This window comes from Propionivibrio soli, from assembly GCF_025770765.1.
Lineage (GTDB): Bacteria > Pseudomonadota > Gammaproteobacteria > Burkholderiales > Rhodocyclaceae > Propionivibrio > Propionivibrio soli.
On record NZ_JANZKY010000011.1, the window covers coordinates 60,600 to 86,636 of the forward strand.

The window sequence follows — 26,037 nt, forward strand, 5'->3', positions numbered from 1 at the left end:
TTAACCCCTTGCCGCTGGCCACGTCTGGCGTTGCGCCGCCGGCCAGTTTCGACGGAGCGAAGAGCTTCTTCGCTAACCCCGTGCGGCGGGAGGAAAGCTTACCCGACCCGATAAGGTGAGCGGGGGCTGAAGACTGCCGATGACGCTTTCTGACGTCTTTTCCCCCAATGGGCTGCTGGCAAGCCGCATCCCCGGTTACCGGTTGCGGCCGCAGCAGCTCGAGATGGCCGAACGTATCGCAGCGGCGATTGAGAATAACAAAGTGCTTGTCGCCGAAGCGGGAACGGGCACTGGGAAGACGTTCGCCTACCTGGTTCCGGCGATGCTCTCCGGCGGCAAGGTGATCGTCTCGACGGGAACGAAGAATCTGCAGGATCAGCTGTTCTCCAAGGATATCCCAATGGTGCGGGACGTCCTCGGTTCGCCCGTGCAGGTGGCGCTGCTCAAGGGGCGAGCGAACTACGTATGCCATTACCATCTGGAGCGCGCGCAGTCCGACGGGCGCTTTGCATCGCGAGAGGACGCGGCCGACGCGGCACGCATCGTGCGCTTCGCCAAGATCACCAAGACGGGCGACAAGGCCGAGTGCAGCGAGGTGGCCGAAAACTCGCCGGTGTGGGGAATGGTCACGTCGACGCGCGAGAATTGCCTCGGGCAGGACTGTCCGCATCATAAGGAGTGCTTCGTCCTGGCCGCGCGCCGTGCCGCGCTCGATGCCGACCTCGTGGTCGTCAATCATCATCTCTTCTTTGCCGATGTCATGCTGCGCGACGAAGGCACGGCCGAGCTGCTTCCCGCCTGCAACACCGTGATCTTCGACGAGGCGCATCAGTTGCCGGAGACGGCGAGCCTCTTCTTCGGCAACAACGTGTCTACGGCGCAGGTGCTCGACCTTGCGCGCGACGCACGCGTGGAAGGTCTTGCCTCGGCACGCGACTGTCTGGACCTGCCGAAGGTTTGCGGCGTCGTCGAGAAGGCGGCCAAAGACCTGCGGCTGACGATGCCCGTTGAGCCGGGGCGCTTCTCGCTCGCGCAACTCGAAGAGCGCATGGGCTTCGACAACGGCCTCGTGGGGCTGATCCGCGAAGTCGACGTGCTGGCAGCGCTCCTGGAGACGCAAGCCCAACGCTCCGAAGGTCTGGAGAATTGCTGGCGCCGTGCCGGTGAGCTGACCGCGCTACTACGTCGCTGGCAGGCCGGGACCGACACGGATTATGTGCGCTGGGGCGAGACCTATACGCACTCCCTGCAACTCAATGCGACACCGCTCAACATTTCGAGCATCATGCAGAAGCAAATGAGCGGCCATCCGCGCGCCTGGATCTTCACGTCGGCAACGCTTGCCGTGCAGAAGGACTTTGCGCACTACTGCGCCGAGATGGGCCTCGCGGATGCCGAATCCGCCGCCTGGGACAGCCCCTTCGACTACGGACAACAGGCCGTGTTGTACGCCCCCACGGGATTGCCTGATCCGAATACGTTCGCCTACACGGAGGCGGTGATCCGTGCGGCGTTTCCGGTGGTCGAAGCCAGCGGCGGGCGGGCATTCTTTCTATGCACCTCGTTGCGCGCGATGCGGCGCGCCTATGATCTGCTGCAGGAGCATCTGCAACGCGCTGGCCTCGATTTCCCACTGTTGATGCAGGGGGAGGGAAGCAAGAACGAGCTGCTCGAACGTTTCCGCCGCCTCGGTAACGCCATTCTCGTCGGCAGTCAAAGTTTCTGGGAAGGTGTGGATGTGCGTGGCGAAGCGCTGTCACTCGTCGTCATCGACAAGCTGCCCTTTGCACCTCCCGACGATCCGGTACTTTCGGCGCGCATCGAGCGTATGAAGGCAGAGGGACGCAACGCCTTCATGGACTATCAGTTGCCGCGCGCGGTAATCAATGTCAAGCAAGGAGCCGGGCGGCTCATACGTGACGAGACTGATCGCGGCGTGCTGATGATTTGCGATCCCCGATTGGTCGGCAAGCATTATGGCAAACGCATTTGGCGCAGTCTGCCGCCGATGAAGCGGACTCGTGAGCTTGACGAAGTTCTCGCCTTTTTTGGAGGCGGGCGGTGAACGAACCGGTGCACGTGCCACTGGCGCCCTTGCCGCTCGACTGCCGGGCCGCTGCCGCCGTGCTCAATCGCGGCTGCGTCTGCAATTCGATCGATCACGAGTTGTTGCGCCACGCGCTCGAAAGCGGCTCGGGCGGCGGCATTTCGCATGCGGCGCTGCGGACTTCGCACCCGAATCTGTTTTCCGATACCGCCGTCTTTGTCGCTGAAGCGCATCTGCAGCGGATGGCCGATATCGTCGCAGCAATCGAACGTGTAGTGGCTCTCCCGGCGTGGCAGGAACGCGTCTTTGCCTATGCTCCGGAGAGCGCGCAGTATGTACCCGCAGCGGCGGGCGTTTTCCTCGGCTATGACTTCCACCTGGGCGCAGACGGCCCGCAACTGATCGAGATCAACACCAACGCCGGCGGCGCGTTGCTTAACGTGAAGTTGCTGCGCGCGCAACGCGAATGCTGCGCCCAACTCGAGATGCTACCCACCGAGCAAATCGCGATCGAGGCGGAGTTCGTACGCATGTTTCGCGCAGAATGGCGCCTCGCGCACGGCGATGCGCCCTTGCGTCGTGTGGCGATTGTCGACGAAGCGCCGACCGCACAATTCCTGGCGCCGGAGTTCGAGCTGTTCCGACAGCTGTTCGAGAGCGCCGGCTGGGAGGCCTATGTGCTCTCCCCAGATCAGCTGCAGTTCGACGGTCGTCGACTCCTCCATGCGGGCCAGTCGATCGACCTTGTCTACAACCGCCTGACCGATTTCTCGCTCGACGATCCCGGGAATACTGCCTTGCGTGCCGCCTATCTGGCTGACGCCGTGGTGCTTACACCGCACCCACGCGCGCATGCCCTGTACGCCGATAAACGCAATCTGGCCGCGCTTTCCGATGACGGCTGGTTGGCGTCGATCGGCGTTGGCGAAAACGATCGTCGTCTGCTGCGCGCAGGCGTCCCGGCAACCGAGACGGTGACGCCGGAGAATGCGCCGCGCTTCTGGGATGAGCGAAAACGCTGGTTCTTCAAACCGTCGGCCGGCTTCGGCAGCAAAGCGGCCTACCGCGGCGACAAGGTGACCACCCGGGTTTTCGCGGAGATCGCCCGCGGCGGTTATGTGGCGCAACGCCTGGTTCCGCCCTCGGAACGGCGTCTGCTCGTGGACGGTGTTGAGCAGGATCTGAAGATCGACCTGCGCAACTTCGTCTATCGCGGCGCTGTTCAACTCGTCTCGGCGCGCCTCTACCAGGGGCAAACGACGAATTTCCGCACGCGCGGTGGCGGCTTTGCGGCGGTGTTTGCCGTCAATTGCGGCGGCAACCGGGAGAGCGGATCAGTGGCGGCCCAGTTTTCGACGCAACCAGACGGCGGCGACCTGCAGTGCCAACGCAACGACAACGGCCGATAACAGAGCCGGCCCCGTCCCCGCACGCTCGATGAATTGAGCGACGATCAGGAAAAACACCGCAAACGAAAACAGTCCCTGCAACATGCCGCGCAGTACACGTATGGCGGCAGCCGGTCCTTCAAAATGATGGGCGAATACGGCGAGAATCATCGCGTACAACGGGAACGGCGCCAGTAGGCCCGTAACGTGGGGACCGAGCGCCTGTGAAATCTCGGTCAGACCGACGACGAACAGCGTGGCAACGATCATCCGGGCTGGGATATCCCACGCGGGCAGCGAGCGGGACGTCGTCGTTTCGGCTCTTGGCTGCGGCATGAGACGCAGGATTGCGATCAGGCCGGCTATCACCAATGGGAAAAGCCATTCCACGGCCGGACGAAAAGCCTTGAAGCCGACGGTGGCGAGCGCGAAGAAGCCAAGACTGATGACCAAAGTGGCCGGCCAACGGTGAGTTTCACAAAGCCGGGTGTAGACGAGGCAGACAATGGCTTGCGACAAGGTCCCGGAGAGAATGCCGAGCGCCGCCGCACTGGCGAAGGTCGTACCGTGAGTAAGGGCGAGAAAGAGGACGATAGGCCCGGAGGTGAGCGGCAAGCCGACGAGCCAGCCGCTGATGAACGAGCCCCACCGCCGCCCTGCCCAACTCACCATTCCGATCAGGGTGGGGGTCAGGATCAGTTTCAGGGTGAAGACGTCCATGCGCGATTGTTCGGCCCCGCGCACGATCGTGTCAACTCAAGGTGCGGGTACCAGCTTGCTGCCTCCGCGATGCCGCGAAGCTCTGTGTCAATGCAATTTGAATCGGCTGACTGAAACGCTCAAGGTCTCCGAAAGCGTCCGCAAATGGCGCGCCGCTTTGGCGGTTTCCTCGACCGCGTTGGCGCTTTCCTCCGACATGCGGGCGATGTGCTCGATGCTGCCGGCAATATTCGTCGATGCACTGCTCTGCTCGCGAATCGAGGCCGAGATGTTGTCGACCACGCTCACGACCTGACGTGCGCCGCCTCGGATCTCGTTGATCGAGGACTCAGCCTGGCCTGCCAGTTCGACGCCCCGGCCGGCTTGAGTGACGCCGGCCTCCATGCTCGCCACCGCGTCGCGAGTCCCAGTCTGGATTTTCTCGACCATGACCGTGATCTCGGCGGTCGAACGGCTGGTACGCTCGGCCAGCTTGCGCACCTCGTCGGCGACTACGGCGAAGCCCCGTCCTTGCTCGCCGGCCCGGGCGGCTTCGATCGCTGCATTGAGCGCGAGCAGGTTGGTCTGGTCGGCAATTTCACGGATCGTATTGACGATCGAGGAGATTTGTTTCGACTGCTGGCCGAGCTCTTCGATGACGGACGCCGACGAGCGAACGGCTTGCGCAATCCGTGTCATCTCGCTGGCCGCGCCCTGAATGATCTGCGTACCCTTGTCCGAGAGTTCGTCCGACTGTAACGAGATGCCGTGTGCTTCTCGCGCATTGTCGGCCACCTGGTCGATACTGACGGTCATTTCCTCGACGGCAGCGGCCATCGACGACGCGGATTCGCTCTGCGCGCGCGAGCGCTTGGCGACTTCCTCCGACGCATTCAGCAGCTGCCCCGAGGCGGCGGCAAGTTGCGCCGAACTCTGCACGATGTCGTCGATCATGCGGCGCAGCGTGAGCTGCATTTCCTTCATGCCGGCCAGCACGCTGCGCGTATCGTCGGGGGCGCAGACGATTTCCGTGGTCAGGTCGCCGGTCGCGATGCGGTGCGTGATTTCCGAAACGGCTTGGGGATCGCCCCCGATGTCGCGGACGACTCGTCGACCGACCAGCGTCAAGCACACACCAATCACACCGCCGATGACGATGACCCAGGCGAGCAGTTTCAGGGCGCTGGTACGGAACATCGCGTCCACATCGTCGATGTAGATGCCGCTGCCAATGACCCACCCCCACGGCTCAAAGCCCTTGACGTAGGAAATCTTCGGCACTTCTTCCTTGAATCCGGGCTTGGGCCAGACATAGTCGACGTAGCCGCCGCCCGAGGTCTTCGCCACCTTGCTGAACTCAACGAAGATCGCCTTGCCGTTCTTGTCCTTGAAGTTCGAGAGATCCTGCCCATCGAGCTCAGGCTTGATTGGATGCATCACGATGCGCGCGCCGAGATCGTTGATCCAGAAGTACTCGGTCTTCTCGTAGCGCATCGCCTTCACGGCGTCGATGGCGGCCTTCTTCGCGTCGTCGACGCTTAGCTTGCTCTCGCGCGCCTGCTTTTCGTAGAGACCGACCGTCGCATGCGCGACTTCCACCAGGTTGCGTACCTTCTCCTGACGATCGGCAATGAGTTGCCCCCGCTGCCCATACAGGACGACGACAACGAGGATGACCATGCCGGTCAAGGCCAGTGCCGTCAGTGCTCTCAGTTTTGTCCGCAACGTACCGTTCATCAGACCCATTCGCTTTTCCCTCGATGATCAAGCGCGCCCTTTGGCCGGGCGTCACCGGTATGAATTATGCAGGCGTGGCCAATGTACACGGGAGCTAGAGCGTTAGCAACGGCCACATGGGGGCGTACCAAGGGCGAGGACGAGGTCTATCGGAGGGAGGAGTTAAGGATGCGAAACGATGGGTGTCGGCCACCGTATCGCATCGTGCGAGGTATGGGGAAGGCGGGCTATTAGGGCCCTCTGCCGGAATGCTCAGCGCAGCATGAATGACATCGCCGAGAGGCAGTTGATGACGCGCACGGCATGCTCAACGCTCGGAACGTCAAAGCCCACGGTGCAGTCGTCGATGCGCGACAGTGTGGGCCACTGGGCGAATAGGTCGGCGTGCGCGGTCGTTTGCGCGCGCAGGCGAACGGCTATGGGGCCGGCGATGCGGAAGGGCGTCGCCTTTTCTTGGGTCGCGATCGCCTGGCGTGCACCGTTGCGGATCGCCGTGCGGGATGCCTCGGGGGAAAGCGAAATCGCGCTGTTGCGTCCTGTTGCCGTTTTGGTCACGACAAACACGGTTTCGGGGAGCAGCGGCCGGGTTTCCTCGGCGAATGCGTCGTCGCCCGAACAGAGGATGACCGCTACGCCTCGTTCGCCTGCCAGCGCCGCGTAGAGTCCGGCCTCGCCAAGCTCAAGGTCGCCCAGCCAGATGCGGGCGAATGCCTGGCTGTTCACCGTATGCGCGAGAACGCCGCGTGCCTGCGAGCGAGAGTGGTAGCCGACAAGCATTACGGCATCGCAACCGACCTCGAGGCCGCCGAGCATGCCGAGGTAACGCGGTTTGCCAACGACGTAGCGTGCGCGCGGGTCGAGTTCGTCGGCGATCAGATTGCGGTAGTCGCCATGCGAGTCGTTGACCAGCACCTCGTGGGCGCCGCCCTCGAAGGCACCGGCAATGGCGGCGTTCGCCTCCTGCGTCATCCAGCGTCGGGCGCGTTCGTATTCGCCGTTCCCGGCTCGTGTCTGCTCGGGATTCACCACGCCGGCGACGCCCTCGATGTCGGTGGAGATCAGGATGCGCATGTCGTTTCCTTTCAGGTTTTTCCGGCAATCTGAGCGAGCGCCTGGCGCAGCGATCGCCGGCTGTTTCCGTCGCGCCCGCCTACCGGTTCGGCGTGCCACAGGGCGTTGACGATCGCCTGTTCGGTGGCTTCGGCAGCGGCGGCAAACAACGGGTCGAGGCGGGATTCGTGGAGCATGGCGAGCGAGGGCATCGGTGCGCTCGGCGCCTGCGGAATCGTGTAAGCGGTGGAGAAGGCGACGACGATGTCGCCGCTGCCGTGCCCATAGTGCGAGCCGGTTCTTGCCAGTCCGGCACCGGCGCGACGCGCCAGTCGCCTGAGCTGGCGCGCATCGAGCGGCGCGTCGGTGGCAAGCAGCATGATGATCGAACCCTGTTCCGGTTCGGACGACGATTCCGCGGCCGCGAGCACGCGGCCCACCGGGTCGCCGTCGAGAATCAACATCGGCAGCCGCCCGAAGTTGGCGAGCACGAGCGCGCCGACGGTGAACTTGCCTGCACGGCGCGAGGCGGTACCAATGCCGCCCTTGAGGTCGAAGGCACTCATGCCGCGCCCGGCGCCGACGCTGCCTTGCGCGACGTCCGTTGAGCGGGCGGCGAGGGCCATGCCGTAGTGTTCCTCGCACACGGCGAGCGCGCGTATGTCGTTCAGGTAACCGTCATTGCATTCAAGCACGAGCGGGTTGACGGTCGGCCACTCGCGGCCGATACGGGGGTGTGCTTCCAATGCGGCGCGAATCTGGGCTTGAGCCACCGTGCCGACGGCGAACGTGTTGGTTAGCGCGATCGGTGTTTCGAGCACGCCGAGTTCCTCTAGCTGCACGAGGCCGACACTCTTGCCAAACCCGTTGATCACTGAGACAGCGGCGGGAACCTTGTCGATGAACGGGTCTCCGCCGTGCGGCGCAACGACCGTGACGCCGGTCTGAATCGCGCCCTCGGCGAGCGTCAGATGCCCCACGCGCACGTCGCCGACGTCGCTGATCGAATTGCGCGGCCCGGGCGGTAGTTGCCCGACGCGCGGCAGGGACCGTGTGTCTTCCGGTGCCGGTTGCTCGTTCATTTGCGGTCGATCTTCGGGTCAAGCGCATCGCGCAGCCCGTCGCCGAGCAGGTTGAACGCAAGCACGGTGAGGAAGATGGCGATGCTCGGGAAGATCGCGATGTGCGGGGCGTTCACCATGTCGGCACGCGCGGCGTTCAACATCGCTCCCCACTCGGGCGTCGGCGGCTGCGCACCGAGGCCGAGGAAGGAGAGGCTGGCGGCCGTGATGATCGAGGTGCCGATACGCATCGAGAAGTAGACGACGATCGACGAGATCGTTCCCGGCAGGATGTGGCGCACGAGAATCGTAAAGTCCGAGGCGCCGATGCTGCGTACCGCCTCGATGTAGGTGAGATGCTTCAAGGCCAGCGTGTTGCCGCGCACGAGACGCGCGAACGCCGGGATGCTGAAGATCGACACGGCGACGATCACGTTGGTGAGGCCGTTGCCGAGAATGGCGACAACGCCGATCGCCAGCAGGATGCCGGGGAAGGCGAACAGCACGTCGCAGATGCGCATCGTGACGCGGTCCCACCAGCCCTCGTAGTAACCGGCCATCAGGCCGAGTGTGGTGCCGATTACCGCGCCGACGGCGACCGAAGCGATGCCGGATGCGAGCGAAATGCGGGCTCCCATCAGGATGCGGCTGAAAATGTCGCGGCCGAGCGAATCGACGCCAAACCAGTGTTTGAGCGAAGGTGCGGCGTTCAGCGCGTCGTAATCGAAGAAGTTCTCTGCGTCGAAAGGTACGAGCCAGGGCGCGAGGATCGCCACGATCATCAGGAAGATCACGAAGCAGCCAGCAACCATCGCCAGGTGCTGCTTGCGGAACTTGCGCACGAATTCGGTCCAGGGCGTGCGGACGTCCCCCGCGACGTGGGCGGAAGGAGCGGCGGCGGTAGTTTGTGTGGTCATCGTCGGCCTCGCGCTCACTTGTAGTGGATGGTCGGGTTGATCACGGCGTACAAGATGTCCACCACGAGATTTATCAGGATGAATTCGAGCGAGAAGAGCAGGACTTCGGTCTGAATGATCGGGTAGTCGCGCATGTCGACGGCATCGACGAGCAGGCGTCCCATGCCCGGCCAGTTGAAGACGACCTCGACGACGATTGAGCCGCCGAGCAGGAAACCGAACTGCAAGCCCATCATCGTCACGACGGGAATCATGGCATTGCGCAGGCAGTGCTTGAGTACCACGACCGGTTCGCTGACGCCCTTGGCGCGGGCGGTGCGTACGAAGTCCTCCTGCATGATTTCGACGAAGGAGGCACGCGTGAAGCGCGCCATCACGGCGGCCACGGCGGCGCCCAACGTGAGCGAAGGCAGGATGTAGTGCTTCCAGGAATCGGCACCGATCGACGGCAGCCAGCCGAGCTGTACGGAGAACACCTGCATGAAGAGCATGCCCAGCGCGAACGCGGGGAAGGAAATACCGGAGACGGCGAGCGTCATGCCGAGCCGATCAGGCCAGCGGTTCCGCCACACGGCGGAGACGATGCCGATTCCCATGCCGAAGAGAACCGACCAGCCCATGCTGGCCAGCGTCAGGTACAGGGTAGGAAGAAAACGGACCGAGATTTCCTCACTGACCGGCCGTTTTGTACGCAGCGACTTTCCGAATTCACCGCGCAACGCGTTGCTGAAGTAGGTGACGAACTGCTCGTGCATCGGCTTATCGAGGCCAAGGTCTTGGCGCACCAGCTGCACGGTGGCTTCATCCGCCTCCGGGCCGGCGGCCAGCCGTGCCGGATCGCCGGGCAACAGGTGAACAAAAAGGAAGACCAGCACGGCCACGATGAGCAGCGTCGGTATCAATCCCAGCAGGCGTTTAAGGACGTAATTCAGCATTTCATACCTGGAAAAAACCGTTTATCCACAAAACAACAGTACAGCGGAGAGCTCGGCTTACTTATTCATCATTCCGGCCAAAAGCCGGAGACATTGCTTTTCCCTTGAAGCTGGGAAGGTTTGGAGGGGATGGCCGCGTTGCGGGCAATGATGTTTCCATCCCCACCCGATCCCTCCCCTTGGCAAGGGGAGGGATCGGGCTACTTACTTCACGTCGATATCGTCGTAGTTGAACGAGCCGTCAGGCATGACGTAGATACCCGAGAGGTTCTTCGCCCGTGCGTAGAGCAGCTTCTCCGTGACCAGGAAGGCCCAGGGAGCGTCTTCCCAGATCTGCTTCTGAGCCGCTTTGTAGAGCTTTTCCTTCTCGGCGGTATCGGTCGTGTTCAACGCCTTGGCGATGTTGCCGTCAACCAGGTCGTTCTTGTAGTACGCCGTGTTCAGGAGCTTCGGCGGGAAGGCTTCGGAAGCGAGCAGCGGACGCAATGCCCAGTCGGCCTCGCCGGTCGAGGACGACCAGCCGATGTAATACATGCGCACCGGGGCGGCATCCGGGTTCGGCTGGCTTTCCACCTTCTCGACGCGTTGCCCGGCTTCGAGCGCCTGGATCTGCACCTTGATGCCGACCTGGGCCAATTGCTGCTGGGCGAACTGGATGACCTTTTGTGCCGTCGAGTGGTTGTACGCCGACCACAGGATCGTCTCGAAGCCGTTCGGGTAGCCCGCTTCGGCCAGGAGCTGCTTGGCCTTGGCCGGATCGTAGGGCCAGGCGCCGAACTTCTCGGCGTATTCGACGCCTGCGGGCACGACACCTTCCGCTGGTACGGCGTAGCCGGCGAACGCCACCTTGGCCAACGCTTCCTTGTTGATCGCGTAGTTGACTGCCTGGCGTACCTTGACGTTATCGAACGGCTTCTGCTTGGTGTTCATCGACAGGTAGCGCGCGATGATCGACGGGCTGGTGACGACGTCCACCTTCGGGCTCTGCTTGAGCTGCTCGGCCTGTTCCGGCGGCAGCGTGTAGGCGAAGGAGGCTTCGCCGGTCTGCAGAACGGTGGCGCGGGTGTTGTTATCGACGACCGGCTTCCAGGTCAGGGTGTCGACCTTCGGCAGGCCCTTCTTCCAGTAGCCGTCGAATTTCTTCACCTTCAGGTAGTCGGTCTGCTTCCACTCCTGGAACACGAACGGTCCGGTCCCGACCGGGTTGAAGGCGATGTCCTTGCCGTACTTCTGCAGCGCGGCCGGGGAGATGATCACGCCCGATGGGTGGGCCAGCACGTTGATGAACGGCGAGAACGGCTCCTTGAGCGTGAACTTCACGGTGTGCGCGTCAACCACGTCGGTCTTCGCGATGCGGTTGTACAGCGTGTAGCGCTTGAGCTTGTTGTCCGGGTTGGTCACGCGGTCGAAGTTGGCCTTGACCGCCGCCGCGTTGAAATCCGTACCGTCATGGAACTTGATGCCCGACTTCAGCTTGATCGTGTAGGTGAGGCCGTCCTTGCTTACCTGGTAACTGTCGGCCAGAACGTTCACGAGCTTCAGATCCTTGTCGAAGCCGAACAGGCCCTGGTAGAACGACTTCGTCACCGCCATGGACAGCGTGTCATTGGCATCGTACGGGTCGAGTGTCGTGAAGGTAGAGTTGACGGCGAGCACCACGTCCTTGGCAGCGAACGCTGGTGTGCTCAGGGAAGCGGCCGCCAGCGAGCCTGCGATCAGCAGGTGCCGGAAGCTCAGCAGACGGGTGGAAGACTTCATCGAAAACGTCCTTTCAAAAGCCCGTGAGGGCGGGGATGCACTTAAAAAGCGCCAGAGACGGCATGGCGCGCCACAAAATGCCCAGGCCCGACTTCCTGCAACGGGGCGAGCAAGGGTTCGTCGCCCAGCGCCCGTACGGGGCTGGGTATCTCGTCGGAAAGCAGCGGCCGATGACGGTTGCGGCGGTTTGGATCGGCCACCGGCACGGCGTCCATCAGCTTCTTCGTGTAGGGATGCTGCGGGTTCTCGAAGATGGCCCGGCGCGGGCCGATCTCGACGATCTGGCCGAGATACATGACCGCCACGCGGTGGCTTACGCGCTCGACGACGGCCATGTCGTGCGAGATGAACAGGAAAGCGAGGCCGAACTCCTTCTGCAGGTCGAGCAGCAGATTTACGATCTGCGCCTGTATCGAAACGTCGAGCGCCGACACCGATTCGTCGGCGATCACCACCTTGGGATTCGAAGCCAGCGCGCGGGCGATGGCGATGCGCTGCCGCTGTCCACCGGAGAATTCATGCGGATAGCGTTGAGCAAATTCGGGCGGCAGGCCGACTTTTTCCAGCAGCCAGTCGACGCGTTCCTGGGCCTCCTTGCCCGTGGCCATCTTGTGGACCAGCAACGGCTCCATGATCGAGAAACCGACGGTGACACGCGGATCGAGCGAGGCAAACGGGTCCTGGAAGATGAACTGGATGTCACGGCGCAGGCGTTGCAAGGCAGGGCCTGCCAGCGTGTCGATGCGTTGCCCGGCGAATTCGATCGTGCCGCTCTGCGTTTCGACGAGGCGCAGTAGCGAGCGGCCGGTGGTCGATTTGCCGCAGCCCGATTCGCCGACTAGGGCCAACGTTTCGCCGGGGTAGAGGTCGAAGCTCACCTTTTCGACGGCGTGCACCTGCTTCGTCACCTTGCCGAACAGGCCGCTGCGCACCGGGAAGCGAGTGATGAGATCCTTGACGCGCAGCACCGGCCCAGCCTCTTCCTTGACCGTCTTTTGCGGTTCGAGGGCTTGGCCGCGTGTGTCGCTGTCCATTTGCAGGAGCGGGAACTTTGCCGGGTAGTCGTGCCCCTGCATCGTCCCGAGCTTCGGCACGGCGGAGAGCAGGGCTTGCGTATAGCGATGCTGCGGCGCGTGGAAGATGGCGCCCGTTTCGCCTTCCTCGACTTTCTCGCCGCGGTACATCACGAGTACCCGGTCGGCCACTTCGGCGACGACGCCCATGTCGTGCGTGATGAACATCACGCCCATATGCATTTCTTCTTGCAGCGTGCGGATGAGTTGCAGGATCTGCGCCTGGATCGTCACGTCGAGTGCCGTCGTCGGTTCGTCGGCAATCAGCAGGGCGGGGCGGCAGGCGAGCGCCATGGCGATCATCGCGCGCTGGCGCATGCCGCCGGAGAGTTGGTGCGGGTGGCGCTGCAGGACTTGGCGCGCTTCCGGAATGCGCACGAGTTCCAGCATGCGCAGGGCTTCCGCGAGCGCCGCGGTGCGGTCCTTGCCCTGGTGCAGGCGGATCGATTCCGATATCTGGTCGCCGATCGTGAACACGGGGTTCAGCGAGGTCATCGGCTCCTGGAAGATCATCGCGATGTCTGCACCGCGAATGCCACGAAGCGTGTGCCCGTCGGCCTTCGCGAGGTCGAGAATCTGGCCGCTGTTGCGGCGCAGCATCAGGCTCCCCTGCGTGATCTTGCCGCCGCCGTGTTCGACGAGGCGCATGAGCGACAACGAAGTCACCGATTTGCCGGAGCCCGATTCGCCGACGATGGCCAGCGTCTCGCCGCGATCGACGTGGAACGAAAGGTTATTGACGGCGACCACGGTGCGCTCGCTGGTGGCGAACGAGACGGTCAGGTTGCTGACTTGGGTCACCCGCTGCGCCGGGAGTTCGGCGGTGTCGCGGGCGGGGGAGGAGGTGTTCGGTACGTTCACGGCGGGCTCGGTAGTCATCGGTAGATGGCGGTCTGGCGCGGGCCGCCGGCATAGGCGTGACCGCGGTACATGCCCTCGGTGTTGAAGGTCAGCCTGACGTTGCCCTGGGCATCGACGGCGATTAGACCGCCGCGTCCCTCGATTGTCGGCAGCTTATCCATCACCACTGCGCGGCAAGCTTCGTCGAGCGACAGGCCGCGATACTCCATCATCGCGCTGACGTCGTACGCAGCCAGCATGCGGATGAACATTTCACCGGAGCCCGTGCACGAGACGGCTGCCGTGCGGTTGTTTGCATAGCACCCGGCGCCGATCAGCGGGCTGTCGCCCACGCGGCCGACCCGCTTGTCGGTGACGCCGCCCGTCGACGTGGCGGCGGCGAGGTTGCCTTGTGCGTCGAGCGCCACGGCGCCGACGGTGCCCATCTTGGTATCCGGGTCAATCGGCGCCGTCTCCGTCATGCGCGACTGGGCGTCGTGATCGAGCAGATTGGAAGCGCCGTCAGCCAGAGCACGCAGCCATTGGTCGTGGCGGGCGACGGTGAAGTAGTAGTCGCTCGGTACCGTCTCCAGCTCGGCCTGGCGCGCAAAAGCCTCCGCGCCTTCGCCGACCAGCAGCACGTGCCGACCGTTTTCCATGACGGCGCGCGCGGCGCGAATTGGATTACGCAGCGATTTCACGCAGGCCACGGCGCCGGCCGCGAGCGTGCGGCCATCCATGATCGACGCGTCGAGTTCATGCGTGCCGGCGTGGGTGAATACGGCGCCCTTGCCGGCGTTGAAAAGCGGACAGTCTTCAAGGCGGAGGACGGCTTCGGTCACCGCGTCGAGCGCGCTGCCGCCTTTTTCGAGGATCGACTGTCCGCCGAGCAGGACATAGTCGAGGGCGTCGAGATAATCCTGTTCCTGGTCGGCGTTGAGCGCGGCGCGCGTGATCGTGCCTGCGCCGCCGTGGATGGCGATTACGGGTTTCATTCGGTCTTGCCTTCACGATGCAGCCACGGGAGTACGAACTCGGTCATGGCTGCGGCGGTTTTCACGGAGTTCTTGGCATGGCGCGCCACGGCGGCGCACAGGGCCTCGATCACCGCATGGACGGTCGAATCGGACGTGGCGTTGAAACGGCTCGGCGTCTGCAAATACAGCGTGAGGTCGCCCAGCGGCGCCAACGGCGAGGTCGGCGAATCGGTGAGTGCGACGATGCGCGCGCCGCGCTCCTTCGCCTTGCGCGCGATCACCATGCTGTCTCTCACATAGCGCGGAAACGAGATGACGATCACCACGTCCTGCGGCAGCAGCTTGAACATGGTGCGCGCCCCGTGTGCCGGGCCGCCGATGCCCGCCAGCGAGTGCACGTTCGGGCAGTAAAGCTCCAGTCCGTGCGCCAGCATCCCGGCCAGGTAGCCACTGGTACCGAAGCCGGCGATCAACACACGGCGTGCGCCGAGGATCGACGTTACGATCTGCTCGCACAACGCCGGCGGCAGACTCTCGCGGATCGTTTCGAGGTTCGTAATATTGTCGGTAATCGCCGCTGCCATCACTTCGGCGCAGGTCGACTTGCGCGACAGCTCGTTGCGCATCTTCTCCACCGGAGCCAGCGCGCTCTCGAAGCCGCGCACGAGCTCGGCGCGGAAAGCGGGGTAGCCGTCGAACCCGAGGGTGTGGGCGAACCGGTTGGCCGTGGCCACCGATACGCCTGTGGCTTTCGCCAACTCGTCGATCGTCATCGTCGCCGCCCGAAATGAGTTCGCCAGCACGTAGTCCGCCATCGCACGATGAGACGGGGTCAAGTCCGCCATTGCCTTCGCAATGCGTTCCTTGATATTGCCGGTAGCTTGCTGTTGCAGGGATTTGCGAGGCATATAGCGATGGGGCGAGAAACGGTGCTGAAATAATAGTTACATGAAACTTTGAAGTAAAGAAAAAATTTTACAGAGCGATCTGCCGCGAGTTTTCCTTGTATGAAATTGAAATAAAAGGATATTTCAATGCGGACTAGCTGTGCTGTTCGTAAAAATGCGAACGTAATTGGTGCGTGTTGTCATATTCCGGCACGCTTTTGGTGCGAATGAAAAACGGAGCGCAAGATTTCTTTGCACACCGCGCCAGAAAACGGCGGTGCCGTCCTCAAGTCACTTGTTCTGTTTTTGCGACACAGGCCTACGCCAGTGACATGGATTTGGGCCGGTAACCGTTCACGCTCCGTTTGCTGCGGCGTATGCTTCTGATCATCTTGGGCTACGACCCACGACCGACCAGGAAGAAAAAGAGCAAGCTGCCTTCTAGGGATTCCGATCAATTGAACAGACGCACCTCGTGGCCGCGTATGCGTTGGACGATGCGGTATGGTTGCCCGTGGTCTCAGGGGTGGATCGGAAAAGGTAACAACCCGAATGCAAAATAGTCGTCGGCGAGAAGCTGTTCTATACGGCCTAAAAGACGGTGAGCTTTCCGTCATGACGCAAAACTCCCCGTCTTTTAGGACGGCTACTTTACGTTAGCGAGCATCCACAGTGGATAAAGCGTACTTCGTAATGATTGCCGCGTTCGTCATGAGCACTGGAATCACTGTCATCACAGGCAGTTTCCTTTGGGGCGTTTTGTTGCCTACGTTGTGTGTCAGCCTATTCGTATCGGTCGGAGCCATCCGAGAACCAGTTTGGTTCATCGGCATCTTCCTAATGGCAGCAATTCCTTATGCTGGAATTTCCGCCCTCGGAGCTGTAATAGGTGATTTTCTTTCTTCAAGAATCAAGAGCAGGAAAAAACATGCTTCCCTCGAAGATTCTCGCTAACCAGGCAGTCGAGGGGACCGAAAAAGCAGCCGTTCTTCGACTCAGCCCGCCTTGCGCGGCGCCCCTCACTCCTACGTTGGGCCGCACAACCTCACCCATGGAGTCTTTTCAATGCTTGAAGGTGTCGAAAGCCAAATTGAGGCAGCAGAGGAACAGCTTAGGCTTGCCATGCTTGCATCTGATGTCGAGTCACTTGATGCCTTGATCTCACCGAGCCTTATCTTTACCACTCATTTCGGCTTGGTGATTTCCAAACAAGACGATCTGGAGATTCATCGTTCTGGTGTGTTGAAGTTCGAGAAAATTGAGCCATCAGAACGGAAAGTGTTGGTTCTTGACCGCGTAGCCTACGTTTCCGTTCGCGCACACTTGTCGGGCGTTTTTGACGGTTCGCCATTTCACGATGACATTCGGTTCTCCCGCGTGTGGCAACTATCCCGGAACAATGCTTGGCAAATCGTTGCTGGGCAGGCTACCGTCGTGCAAGCTCCATAGCAATGTGCGGCCCAACCAATCATTCCACCGGACCTGCACGAAAAGCCGCGCAGGCCGGTGAGTTCAGACGTTAGTGCGCACAGAGAATGCTCCGCCACTTACTCACGGCTGCGGTTCTTTTGCTGAGTTCTGGCCTCGCGCTGGCGGAGGTTTCAGACAAAGCGACCTCTGTCACGGAGCTTTGGTTGGCACCTCTCGCCTCGTGTACTTTTGCCCTTCTGGCCGGCTGGGTACGCAAACGCTGGTTCGTTTTCTTGCTTAGCGGCGTTTGCCTCGCACTGGCCTACGGGACATACGATCTCGTTTCCGATCCATATATTGGGCCAGCGTTGGTAACTGAGCAGGGCTCAATCTATATTGGCTCAGCATACGGTAATGTTCTCGTCAGTCTGCTCGGTTGCGCGATTGGCATCCTATTGGCTTTCCGACGGCGGCAGAAAGCCAATGGTGCGTGAAATGCGCTCTAGCCATTCCGCCGCTTCGCGGCTCCGGCCGCCCCTCACGTCAAACGTTAGCGCTCGCATAGCAACACATCATGACAGTATCTACATTTCTCATTGTTGCACTCCCCTTGCTCCCTGCTTGGTTTCCTGCAATCAGGCTATTCCAGTTTTTCTTGCAGGGAAAGCTTCAGCCAAGAACAGTTGTCTGGCTCTACGCACTGTCGTTTCTTTGGACTGCTGGCGGTGTGTTGTTTCTGTTCGTGATAGGAGTTCCAAGCGGTATCCCTTATGGACTCATCCTACTAATTGCATGGCCGCTACTAGTTGCTGCGATGATCGCTGACGGCCCCTCCTCTAAGAAAACGGGTGCCAAACAATGAGAATGAGCGCCATCATGACCAACGGCTTGGTCACCGTTTTCTTTCGAGAGCGCTGTTCGGGTACTTCTGGTTCAGTCGGTGTTCACGCAAAAGCGCTAACCCGGCAGTCAAGCGGATCTGCGCGAAAAGCCGCGCAGACTGCTCACTTCTACGTTAGGTGCCTCCGATGGTGACTCGCAAACGATTGAGATGGACGGCGATCCTCTGCTGTCACGCTATCGCAAATCTCGCGGCGTACCGGGCCGGTTGGAGCGGCAAGAAGCTCAGACGGGAGGAAGACTTCTGGCGGCGGGTAAACAGCAACTTTATGGACATAGCGGTACTTGAATGGTGCAAGCTCTTTGCTGATCGTCGTGGCTTTCACTGTTACACGAATGTCCTAACCGACCCGAAAGGATTCGAAACAGACTTGTTTGCTCATCTTGGAGTGACGACAGGAGATTTTGACGCCTATTGCGCGGGTATCCGCACATACCGCGATAAGTTTGTCGCCCACTTGGACGACTCGCAAGCAAAGTACCCGCAGCTCGACATCGCAATTGAGAGCACGAAGTTTCTATTTCGCTATTTACGCACACAAGAGGATCCGGACAATTATCTCGAAGGACTTCCCCGTAATCTGGTCTCAGCTTATCGATTGGCGCTAAATGATGCGAAGGCGTCTTATCTGGAGAAGAAGCCACCTAACCTTTCGGTCAAGCGGGACAGGCCAACAGCGGGCTTTACCGGCTGCCGGCCAGCCCCTTACCTCCAACGTTAGCCATCTATTTGCCGTCCACGATATGGCCGCCCAGCTTCTTGCCAGAATGTCGCTGTTGCGCTTGAGCGTGCTTGATGACCACTTGCTCAGGCAGATTGAAAGGCCTCACCTCACTGGCTCGTTGCGCTTTGTTGTCGAGTTCCTCTATTTCGGAATCAAGGAAGCTCGTGCGTGTTTGTTCGTTGGTTTGTTCTTCGCCGCCGTCTTTACGGTGCCACGTGATGGCATATGGAACATACCTCGCTACGATCTTCTACTCATCTTTGCCTTTGTCATTCAGGCTTGGATGATCTTGGCAAAACTCGAAACCCTCGATGAACTTAAGGCGATTACGCTCTTCCACATCATCGGCTTCGCTCTTGAAGTGTTCAAGACCTCAAGTGGCATCAGGTCTTGGGCCTACCCCGATTTCGCTTACACCAAACTCTTTGGCGTGCCCCTCTTCTCGGGTTTCATGTATGCCGCTGTCGGCAGCTACATCATCCAAGCATGGCGGCTGTTTGAACTCCGCGTCGTCCACCACCCGCCCTACTGGATGGCTGGTGTAATGGCACTGCTCATCTATGCCAACTTCTTCACCCATCACTATATTGGCGACTACCGCTGGTACATCGCGGCCTGTGCTCTCGGTTTATATGCCAGAGCTACCGTGATCTTTCGCCCCTTGGACCGTGACCGAAAGATGCCGTTGCTACTCTCGTTTGTACTCATCGGGCTTTTCATCTGGCTCGCTGAGAACATCAGCACGTTTTTCAGCATTTGGAAGTATCCAAATCAACTTGGTGCTTGGTCCGCCGTCCACGTTGGCAAATGGAGTTCTTGGTCGCTCCTCATCGTCATGACCTTCACTATTGTTGCCAACCTGAAACATATTAGAGAACGAATCCATGTGCCCGCGTGAGGTCAGCCGGCCCCCCCGCAAGCTGAGCTTGCGGGTACCCTCCGAGCTGCGCGCTCCGGCGGCCGGCAAAATTGAACGTTGGAACGCTTAACACCCATGCGTCGAGTCGTGCTATCCGTGATAGCTGGATACCAACGGTACGTCTCTCCCCACAAAGGGTTTTGCTGCGCATATCGCGTACATACGGGACGTAAGAGCTGCTCCGTCTTAGGCTTTAGAGCAGTGCGCAGATATGGCGTACTAACGGGCCTCGCTATTCTTAAACGTCGCACCTACTTGTGCGGCGTTGCCCACAGGCGGTTCTCCAAGCAGCATCCTCGCGGCTTTCGTTCGCAGCAAGGTTTCTGCGATGTCGGTTGCGATTTTCCCTGTGATATTCCTAGCCTTGACGGTTGCTTATCGTTGAGCGACTTTGCGAACTGTTGCGATTTCGGAAGTTGTGACTGGCCCAGTCGACACAAGGGGAATCAAGAGGGAGAACAGTACGTGCATATCCCGCCGAACGTCGGAGGCAGGAAGGGCGGCCATGCTTGAGACCAAGCGCCCAACCCATTTTGGGAGGGCGGCGCGAAGAACCGCAGGGCCGAGCGTGCCTTAGCGAACAATTCCATTCACACCCATCAGGAGAATTTCCACTTTGGATATCCCACGTATTTTCAACATCACCGAAAGCGCTCACCGGGTTCATAACCCGTTTACCCCCGAAAAATTTGCCACACTCGGTATGGCGCTGCGCATGAAGAAGGGGGCCCGTATCCTCGATCTCGGCAGCGGATCGGGGGAGATGCTCTGCACCTGGGCGCGCGAGCACGGCGTGATCGGCACGGGCGTCGATATGAGCCGGTTATTCTCCGAGCAGGCGAGACTACGCGCGAAAGAACTCGGCGTCGCCGATCAAGTCACCTTCGTTCATGCCGACGCGGCCGGTTATGTCGTCGACGAAAAGGTCGATGTGGCCGCTTGCGTTGGCGCGACCTGGATTGGCGGTGGCGTGGCCGGCACCATCGAGCTTCTGGCGCGGAGCCTGCGCACGGGCGGGATCATCCTCGTCGGCGAGCCGTACTGGCGGCAACGGCCGTCGACGGAAGAGGTGGCCAAGGGCTGCTTGGCCACCTCGATTTCCGACTTTCTCATGCTTCCGGAACTCCTGGCGTCGTTCGGCCGCCTCGGCTACGACGTGGTTGAAATGGTTCTGGCGGACCAAGAGGGTTGGGATAGATACGAGGCCGCCAAATGGCTAACCATGCGTCGCTGGCTCGAAGCTAATCCCCACGATGAGCTGGCGGCAGAGGTTAGGGCGCAACTGACTTCGGAACCCGTACGTTACGCCACCTATACGCGCGAGTACCTGGGCTGGGGCGTATTCGCGCTGATGCCGCGGTGATGAAGAATTGGCAGGGCAACGCAGAGAAAATGGGCCGAACCATGCGTGACAATGCGAGCAAGCCGACGCGGCTCCGTTGCGCGGAGCAATCCGGGCGCTAGAGCCAATGCCGACGCTTCTGACGCATCCGGCCATTCCTCTCGCCATGGCGTGCGGCCTTGGGCGGGATAAATTGCCTGCGCGCCTGATCGCCGCGGGAGTCGTCGCCTCGATATTGCCGGACCTGGACGTCCTCGCTTTTCGCTGGGGTGTGCCCTACGCCGCCGAATTCGGCCATCGCGGGTTCAGCCATTCCCTTTTGTTCGCACTTGCGGTGGCTTTGGTGGGTGTTGCCTTGGCTCCATTGCTGCGGTCGACGCGCGGGCGTTCGTTCTGGTTTCTGCTTTTCGCGGCAGCATCTCATGGGGTGCTCGATGCCTTGACCAACGGCGGCCTCGGCATTGCGTTTCTGTGGCCGTTTTCTGCCGAGCGCTACTTCGCGCCATTCCAGCCCATTGAAGTTGCGCCGCTCCGTCTATCGCGTTTTCTGTCGCTAAGAGGGGTGGCGGTTCTCTGGTCCGAGCTGGTCTGGGTCTGGCTTCCATGCTTTGGCGTTGCGTGCGCCTTGTTGGCCTATCGGCGTTACCGTGCCTCAGCATCTCTTGCCCGGACGTCTGCCACCAAGGCGAATCCCGGACCTTAGCGTTAGTCCCTTTAAGTCCACTGAGCGTATGACGCTGTACGATCAGGGTGATTCGGCCAGGGAGAGAAGAACGATGGAGCTCAGGCAACTGCACTATTTCATCCGCGTCGTGGAGCTCGGCAGCATGGGCCGGGCGGCACAGGAGCTCGGCGTGGGTACCTCGGCACTGAGCCAGCAGATCAGCCGGCTGGAAAGCGAGCTGGCGACGCGCCTGCTGCAGCGTACCTCCACCGGCGTGGTGCCGACCGAAGCGGGGTTGGCCTTCTGGCCGCAGGCTCAACTCGCCATCCGCCATGTCGAGGCGGCGAAAGCCGCGGCACTGCACGCGCGTCTTGCCGGTCAGGTCAGCGTGGGCATGGCGCCAAGCACCGGCGCCGTTCTCGGCTTGCCGTTTCTGCTGGCCATGCGCGAACGTTATCCGGACATCGGCGTGCGCCTTGTCGAGGCGCTGTCCGGCAACCTGGCGTCGATGATTGGCATGCGCCAGCTCGACCTGGCGGTACTCTTCCAGGCGGAACGCGCACAGCGCTGGAGCGTGATGCCCCTGCTCGAAGAGCGGCTGTTCGTCATCGGCCGGCGGGGTGTGCTCGCTCTTCCCGATAAAGGCGCGCTGAGTTTTGGGCAGATTGCCGGTCTCCCGTTGATTCTTCCCAGCGATCAACACGGCCTGCGCGCGCTGATCGAGGCGGCGGCAATTCGTGCCGGAACGGTCCTGAACGTTGTCCTGGAAATCGACGGACTGGCGATGTTGATGGACGCCGTGCGCGCCGGCCTCGGCGCGACGATTCAGCCGGGCGCCGCCACGGCACGCCTCGACGATCCGGACTTGGTGGCACTGGAAATCGCCGATGCGCAGGTGCGCCGGCCGAATCTGCTGGTCAGCCTGTCCGACGATGAACTGTCGCCGGCCGGCCTGGCGGCTCGGGTCGTGCTCGCCGATGTCGCTCGGGCATTGGTGGCCGGCGGGAAGTGGCCGGGCGCCACGCTTTACAAAGCGTAAACACCTCTTCCGGAAACCCCGCTGGCGGTGAGGTGGGGCACCTCCTAAAGTCATCGTCATTCGAAGGAGCGTGTGACGATGCACGATGTTCTGGTGATCGGCGGTGGGAATGCCGCCCTGTGTGCCGCCCTGACCGCGTGCGAGGCGGGTGCGTCGGTGTTGCTGCTGGAATCGTCTCCGCGCGAATGGCGTGGCGGCAATTCGCAGCACACGCGCAACCTGCGCTGCATGCACGACGCGCCGCAGGACGTGCTGGTCGAGGCTTACCCGGAAGACGAGTATTGGCGCGACCTGCTCGGCGTAACCGGCGGGCTGACCGACGAAAAACTGGCCCGGCTGGTCATTCGCAGTACCGCTTCCTGCCGCGACTGGATGCGCCGCCACGGCGTGCATTTCCAGCCCTCGCTCTCCGGCGCGCTGCACACCGCGCGCACCAACGCTTTCTTCATGGGCGGTGGTAAGGCGTTGGTCAATGCCTACTACCGCAGCGCGGCCCGCCTCGGCGTCGAGATTCGCTACGACGCGTCGGTTAACGCGCTGGAATTGCGTGATGGCGAATTCGTCGCCGCGCGCATTGGCGACGAGCGCATTGTGGCGCGCTCTTGCGTCGTTGCCGCTGGCGGCTTTGAGTCTGACCGCGAGTGGTTGCGCGAGGCCTGGGGACAGAATGAACACGGCGAATGGCCGGCCGACAACTTCCTGATCCGCGGCACGCGTTTCAATCGTGGCGTTCTGCTCAAGCACCTGATCGAATCGGGGGCGGACGCCATCGGCGACCCGTCGCAATCGCACTGTGTGGCCATCGACGCGCGCGCCCCGCTTTACGACGGCGGTATCTGTACCCGCGTCGACTGCGTGTCGCTGGGCATCATGCTCAACCGCAACGCCGAGCGTTTCTACGACGAAGGCGAGGATTTCTGGCCTAAGCGCTATGCCATCTGGGGCCGGCTGGTCGCCCGCCAGCCGGGGCAGATCGGCTACGCGATCATCGACTCGAAAGCCATCGGCCGGTTCATGCCCCCTGTCTTTCCTGGAGTGCGGGCCGATGCGCTGGACGATCTGGCGCGCAAGCTTGGTCTGGAGGAAGCGCGCTTCATGCGCACCGTAAACGACTACAACGCGGCCTGTCGCTTCGGCCGCTTCGACCATACGGTGCTCGACGACTGCCGCACAGAAGGCCTCACGCCAGCCAAAACGCACTGGGCGCTGCCGCTCGATACGCCGCCGTACTACGGCTACGCACTGCGCCCGGGCATCACCTTTACTTACCTCGGGCTGAAAGTGAACGAGCACGCGGCGGTGCACTTTGGCGGACGACCGAGTTGCAATCTTTTTGTCGCCGGTGAAATGATGGCCGGCAATGTGCTCGGCAAGGGTTATCTCGCCGGCATCGGCATGTCGATCGGCACCACGTTCGGACGCATCGCCGGCATGCAGGCGGCGCAGGCCGCACGGTCGGGAAACGCAGGGAGCCGATATGCAGATGAGTGACAACGTGATCGGGACCAACACGCCAACCGACAGTGAGGCGGAAGTCGCGCGCGTCATGCAAATCTGCAACGCCTGCCGCTATTGCGAAGGATTCTGCGCCGTCTTCCCGGCCATGACACGGCGCATCGAATTCGGCAAGGCCGACGCGCATTACCTGGCGAACCTTTGCCATAACTGCGGCTCCTGCCTGCATGCCTGCCAGTACGCGCCGCCCCACGAATTCGCGGTGAACGTGCCGCAGGCGATGGCTCGGCTGCGCGGAAAGACGTATGCCGATTACGCATGGCCGTCGTGCATGGGGGCGTGCTATCGGAATGCTTGGGGCACCCTGGCGCTGGCCCTTCTCGCGAGCCTGCTGCTGTTCGCCCTGATGCCCGCAGCAAGCGTCTTCCAGCCCGTCGATCCGCCGGGCAACTTCTTTGCGTTTTTCCCCCACGGTACGCTGGTGTGGCTGTTCGGCACCATTTTCGCCTTCGCCGCAGTTGCCCTCGGTGTCGGGGTCAGCCGCTTCTGGCAGGAGGTCTCTCCGGGAACGCCGAGCGCCCCTGCGGCGAGCGAGGCGATGCGCAACGTCCTGACGCTCAAGTACCTCGACGGTGGCCATGGAGAAGGCTGCAACAACGAGGACGATGCTTTCTCGTTGTGGCGGCGCAATTTCCACCATCTCACTTTCTATGGGTTCCTGCTTTGCTTCGCGGCCACCCTCGTGGCCGCGGTCTATCACTATCTTCTCGGTATCCATGCGCCTTACGCGCTGACCAGCGTGCCGGTCCTGCTCGGCACGGCGGGTGGAATCGGGCTGATGGTCGGTCCGGCAGGCCTGCTCTGGTGCAACCTGCGACGCCATCCGCTCCACGGCGACCCGGCGCAACACACGCTCGATCGCGGGTTTATGCTCTTGCTGCTGCTGACCAGCGCCAGCGGGCTGGCCTTGCTGGCGTGGCGCGATTCAACTGCAATGGGTGTGCTGCTGGTTACGCACCTTGGCGCCGTCATGGCTTTCTTCCTGACCCTCCCGTACGGCAAGTTCGCCCATGGAATCTACCGCTCCGCCGCGCTCCTCAAGTGGGCTATCGAAAAGCGTCAGACCAGCGGGCTGAAACTGGGTGGCGATTGATCTGTTGGATGACTATGGGACAAAAAAAGAAACGGGTGTAGAGAGATCGACAAAGGCAGCGAGCAGGATCGCCCTTACAGCGATGTGCTTGTGCGCTGGCGACGTAGGCTTCTGATCTTTATCTCAATTCACCGCGACGCTGACAGCCGATTTGAGCCAGAGGCCGCCCACCGCATCAGCAGGCCATACGAGAGGTGACGGTACCGTCCGAATCACTGTCGATTCCGTCGGCATTAAGAGACGACAAGCATCGGGAATCCTGACGCTACGCCACGTGTTCGCCCTGATATGTGGTTTGGGAACGCTTTGATGCCAGGTGGCGCGGTACCGAGGCTCGTCATGTCTAGCGTATGATTCCGCCGTCGCACATCATCGGTTGCATAACTTGTTTTCACCAATAGGAAGAATATGAGGAAGAATATGAATCTCACCTCGACTCTGGCTGGCGTCTTGGCGCTTACACTCGTTGTTTCTGGCTGTGCATCCAACGTCAGGGCATCGCGTACGGACAACCCACCTCCCGCGGAGGCTTATTCAAAGTTTGGCCGGATTGAGATCAAGCCGGTGGTTCTTGCGCAGGAGTTCCGTGGGCAAAGCGCTAACGAAAAGTCGCTGGATAGGATCAACGCCAATTTCTTCAAACGCTTAGGGGACGCTCCAAAGAAATGGAATAGCCGACCCGATAATGGCCGCACGCTCGTGATTGAACCGGTTGTCACCGACATTCGCTTTATCGGCGTCGGCGCACGGATATTCACCGGTCCGTTGTCCGGTAGTTCAGGCGTGGTCATACGCATGAAAGCGACCGAAATCGGCACAGGAAAGCAGATTGATTACCCTGAGTTCTATCAACACTCAAGCGCCGGCGCCGGATTCGCTTTGGGTGTTGCAGACAACATGATGCTGACGCGTATCGGAGAGTTGGTGGGTGACTATGTGCTGCGGAACTATGATGCGGCGGTAGGTGGCCTGACGGGGGCGACAGACGAAGTTGTCAGCGAGAATACCAAGGCGACGGCCGCAAACTAAGGCTCAAACGAGAAGGGCGGCCAGTAGCAAGG

The 26,037-nt window shown here is 61.4% G+C and carries 22 protein-coding genes; 12 read left to right on the forward strand and 10 right to left on the reverse strand.

The features are described 5' to 3' along the window. Nucleotides 1-139 precede the first annotated feature (139 nt). Nucleotides 140-2,065 (forward strand): DNA repair helicase YoaA, encoded by a 1,926-nt coding sequence (locus NZ453_RS13880; protein ID WP_263771254.1) that lies wholly within the window; start codon nucleotides 140-142, stop codon nucleotides 2,063-2,065. Next, on the forward strand, nucleotides 2,062-3,456 hold the full coding sequence (locus NZ453_RS13885; RefSeq protein WP_263771255.1) for a hypothetical protein: 1,395 nt from the start codon (nucleotides 2,062-2,064) through the stop codon (nucleotides 3,454-3,456). Before NZ453_RS13880 ends, NZ453_RS13885 begins: the two co-directional genes overlap by 4 nt. Here the strand turns inward: NZ453_RS13885 and NZ453_RS13890 are convergent. The 10 genes from NZ453_RS13890 to NZ453_RS13935 form a co-directional block, all read right to left on the reverse strand. Then, complete coding sequence (locus tag NZ453_RS13890) at nucleotides 3,382-4,155, reverse strand: hypothetical protein (protein WP_263771256.1); 774 nt, start codon at nucleotides 4,153-4,155, stop codon at nucleotides 3,382-3,384. The genes NZ453_RS13885 and NZ453_RS13890 overlap by 75 nt on opposite strands. An 87-nt stretch (nucleotides 4,156-4,242) precedes the next feature. Continuing rightward, entirely contained in the window at nucleotides 4,243-5,880 is a 1,638-nt protein-coding gene (locus NZ453_RS13895) for a methyl-accepting chemotaxis protein (RefSeq protein ID WP_275983201.1), read from the reverse strand. Nucleotides 5,881-6,123: 243 nt separating this feature from the next. Next, the gene (locus tag NZ453_RS13900; protein ID WP_263771257.1) at nucleotides 6,124-6,942 is read right to left on the reverse strand and encodes a M55 family metallopeptidase; all 819 of its coding nucleotides are present in this window, start codon (nucleotides 6,940-6,942) and stop codon (nucleotides 6,124-6,126) included. An 11-nt stretch (nucleotides 6,943-6,953) separates the two neighbouring features. After that, on the reverse strand, nucleotides 6,954-8,003 hold the full coding sequence (locus NZ453_RS13905; protein WP_263771258.1) for a DmpA family aminopeptidase: 1,050 nt from the start codon (nucleotides 8,001-8,003) through the stop codon (nucleotides 6,954-6,956). After that, on the reverse strand, nucleotides 8,000-8,899 hold the full coding sequence (gene gsiD, locus NZ453_RS13910) for a glutathione ABC transporter permease GsiD (RefSeq protein ID WP_263771259.1): 900 nt from the start codon (nucleotides 8,897-8,899) through the stop codon (nucleotides 8,000-8,002). The genes NZ453_RS13905 and gsiD overlap by 4 nt, the downstream gene beginning before the upstream one ends. 14 nt (nucleotides 8,900-8,913) lie before the next feature. Beyond that, nucleotides 8,914-9,834, reverse strand: coding sequence for a glutathione ABC transporter permease GsiC (gene gsiC, locus NZ453_RS13915; RefSeq protein WP_263771260.1), 921 nt, complete (start codon nucleotides 9,832-9,834; stop codon nucleotides 8,914-8,916). Nucleotides 9,835-10,038: 204 nt separating this feature from the next. Further along, nucleotides 10,039-11,592 carry a glutathione ABC transporter substrate-binding protein GsiB gene (gene gsiB / locus NZ453_RS13920; protein ID WP_263771261.1) on the reverse strand — a complete coding sequence of 518 codons (1,554 nt, stop codon included), beginning with the start codon at nucleotides 11,590-11,592 and terminating at the stop codon, nucleotides 10,039-10,041. A gap of 41 nt (nucleotides 11,593-11,633) precedes the next feature. Further along, nucleotides 11,634-13,526: a dipeptide ABC transporter ATP-binding protein gene (locus tag NZ453_RS13925; RefSeq protein ID WP_263771262.1), complete on the reverse strand. Its 1,893-nt coding sequence runs from the start codon at nucleotides 13,524-13,526 to the stop codon at nucleotides 11,634-11,636. Between the two features lie 14 nt (nucleotides 13,527-13,540). After that, nucleotides 13,541-14,500 (reverse strand): isoaspartyl peptidase/L-asparaginase family protein, encoded by a 960-nt coding sequence (locus NZ453_RS13930; protein ID WP_263771263.1) that lies wholly within the window; start codon nucleotides 14,498-14,500, stop codon nucleotides 13,541-13,543. Next, the gene (locus tag NZ453_RS13935) at nucleotides 14,497-15,390 is read right to left on the reverse strand and encodes a MurR/RpiR family transcriptional regulator (RefSeq protein ID WP_263771265.1); all 894 of its coding nucleotides are present in this window, start codon (nucleotides 15,388-15,390) and stop codon (nucleotides 14,497-14,499) included. The genes NZ453_RS13930 and NZ453_RS13935 overlap by 4 nt, the downstream gene beginning before the upstream one ends. A gap of 1,044 nt (nucleotides 15,391-16,434) precedes the next feature. Between NZ453_RS13935 and NZ453_RS13940 the strand changes: the two genes are divergently transcribed. The 10 genes from NZ453_RS13940 to NZ453_RS13980 all read left to right on the forward strand — a co-directional run bounded on the left by NZ453_RS13940 (nucleotide 16,435) and on the right by NZ453_RS13980 (nucleotide 26,005). Further along, nucleotides 16,435-16,818: a nuclear transport factor 2 family protein gene (locus NZ453_RS13940; protein WP_263771267.1), complete on the forward strand. Its 384-nt coding sequence runs from the start codon at nucleotides 16,435-16,437 to the stop codon at nucleotides 16,816-16,818. Nucleotides 16,819-17,807: 989 nt separating this feature from the next. Then, on the forward strand, nucleotides 17,808-18,401 hold the full coding sequence (locus NZ453_RS13945; RefSeq protein WP_263771268.1) for a hypothetical protein: 594 nt from the start codon (nucleotides 17,808-17,810) through the stop codon (nucleotides 18,399-18,401). A 22-nt stretch (nucleotides 18,402-18,423) separates the two neighbouring features. Next, on the forward strand, nucleotides 18,424-19,302 hold the full coding sequence (locus tag NZ453_RS13950; RefSeq protein ID WP_263771269.1) for a DUF817 domain-containing protein: 879 nt from the start codon (nucleotides 18,424-18,426) through the stop codon (nucleotides 19,300-19,302). A 96-nt stretch (nucleotides 19,303-19,398) separates the two neighbouring features. After that, on the forward strand, nucleotides 19,399-19,836 hold the full coding sequence (gene yidD, locus NZ453_RS22215; protein ID WP_420851662.1) for a membrane protein insertion efficiency factor YidD: 438 nt from the start codon (nucleotides 19,399-19,401) through the stop codon (nucleotides 19,834-19,836). A gap of 103 nt (nucleotides 19,837-19,939) precedes the next feature. Beyond that, nucleotides 19,940-20,686 (forward strand): SAM-dependent methyltransferase, encoded by a 747-nt coding sequence (locus tag NZ453_RS13955; RefSeq protein WP_263771270.1) that lies wholly within the window; start codon nucleotides 19,940-19,942, stop codon nucleotides 20,684-20,686. 106 nt (nucleotides 20,687-20,792) lie between these two features. Beyond that, nucleotides 20,793-21,368 carry a metal-dependent hydrolase gene (locus NZ453_RS13960; protein ID WP_263771271.1) on the forward strand — a complete coding sequence of 192 codons (576 nt, stop codon included), beginning with the start codon at nucleotides 20,793-20,795 and terminating at the stop codon, nucleotides 21,366-21,368. 73 nt (nucleotides 21,369-21,441) lie between these two features. After that, the gene (locus NZ453_RS13965; RefSeq protein WP_263771273.1) at nucleotides 21,442-22,368 is read left to right on the forward strand and encodes a LysR family transcriptional regulator; all 927 of its coding nucleotides are present in this window, start codon (nucleotides 21,442-21,444) and stop codon (nucleotides 22,366-22,368) included. A 78-nt stretch (nucleotides 22,369-22,446) separates the two neighbouring features. After that, nucleotides 22,447-23,859: an FAD-dependent tricarballylate dehydrogenase TcuA gene (gene tcuA, locus NZ453_RS13970; RefSeq protein WP_263771274.1), complete on the forward strand. Its 1,413-nt coding sequence runs from the start codon at nucleotides 22,447-22,449 to the stop codon at nucleotides 23,857-23,859. Continuing rightward, nucleotides 23,852-24,976 carry a tricarballylate utilization 4Fe-4S protein TcuB gene (gene tcuB, locus NZ453_RS13975; protein WP_263771275.1) on the forward strand — a complete coding sequence of 375 codons (1,125 nt, stop codon included), beginning with the start codon at nucleotides 23,852-23,854 and terminating at the stop codon, nucleotides 24,974-24,976. The genes tcuA and tcuB overlap by 8 nt, the downstream gene beginning before the upstream one ends. A gap of 420 nt (nucleotides 24,977-25,396) precedes the next feature. Beyond that, a complete protein-coding gene (locus NZ453_RS13980; RefSeq protein WP_263771276.1) occupies nucleotides 25,397-26,005 on the forward strand; it encodes a hypothetical protein in 609 nt (202 codons plus the stop codon). The last annotated feature ends 32 nt before the right edge of the window (nucleotides 26,006-26,037 follow it).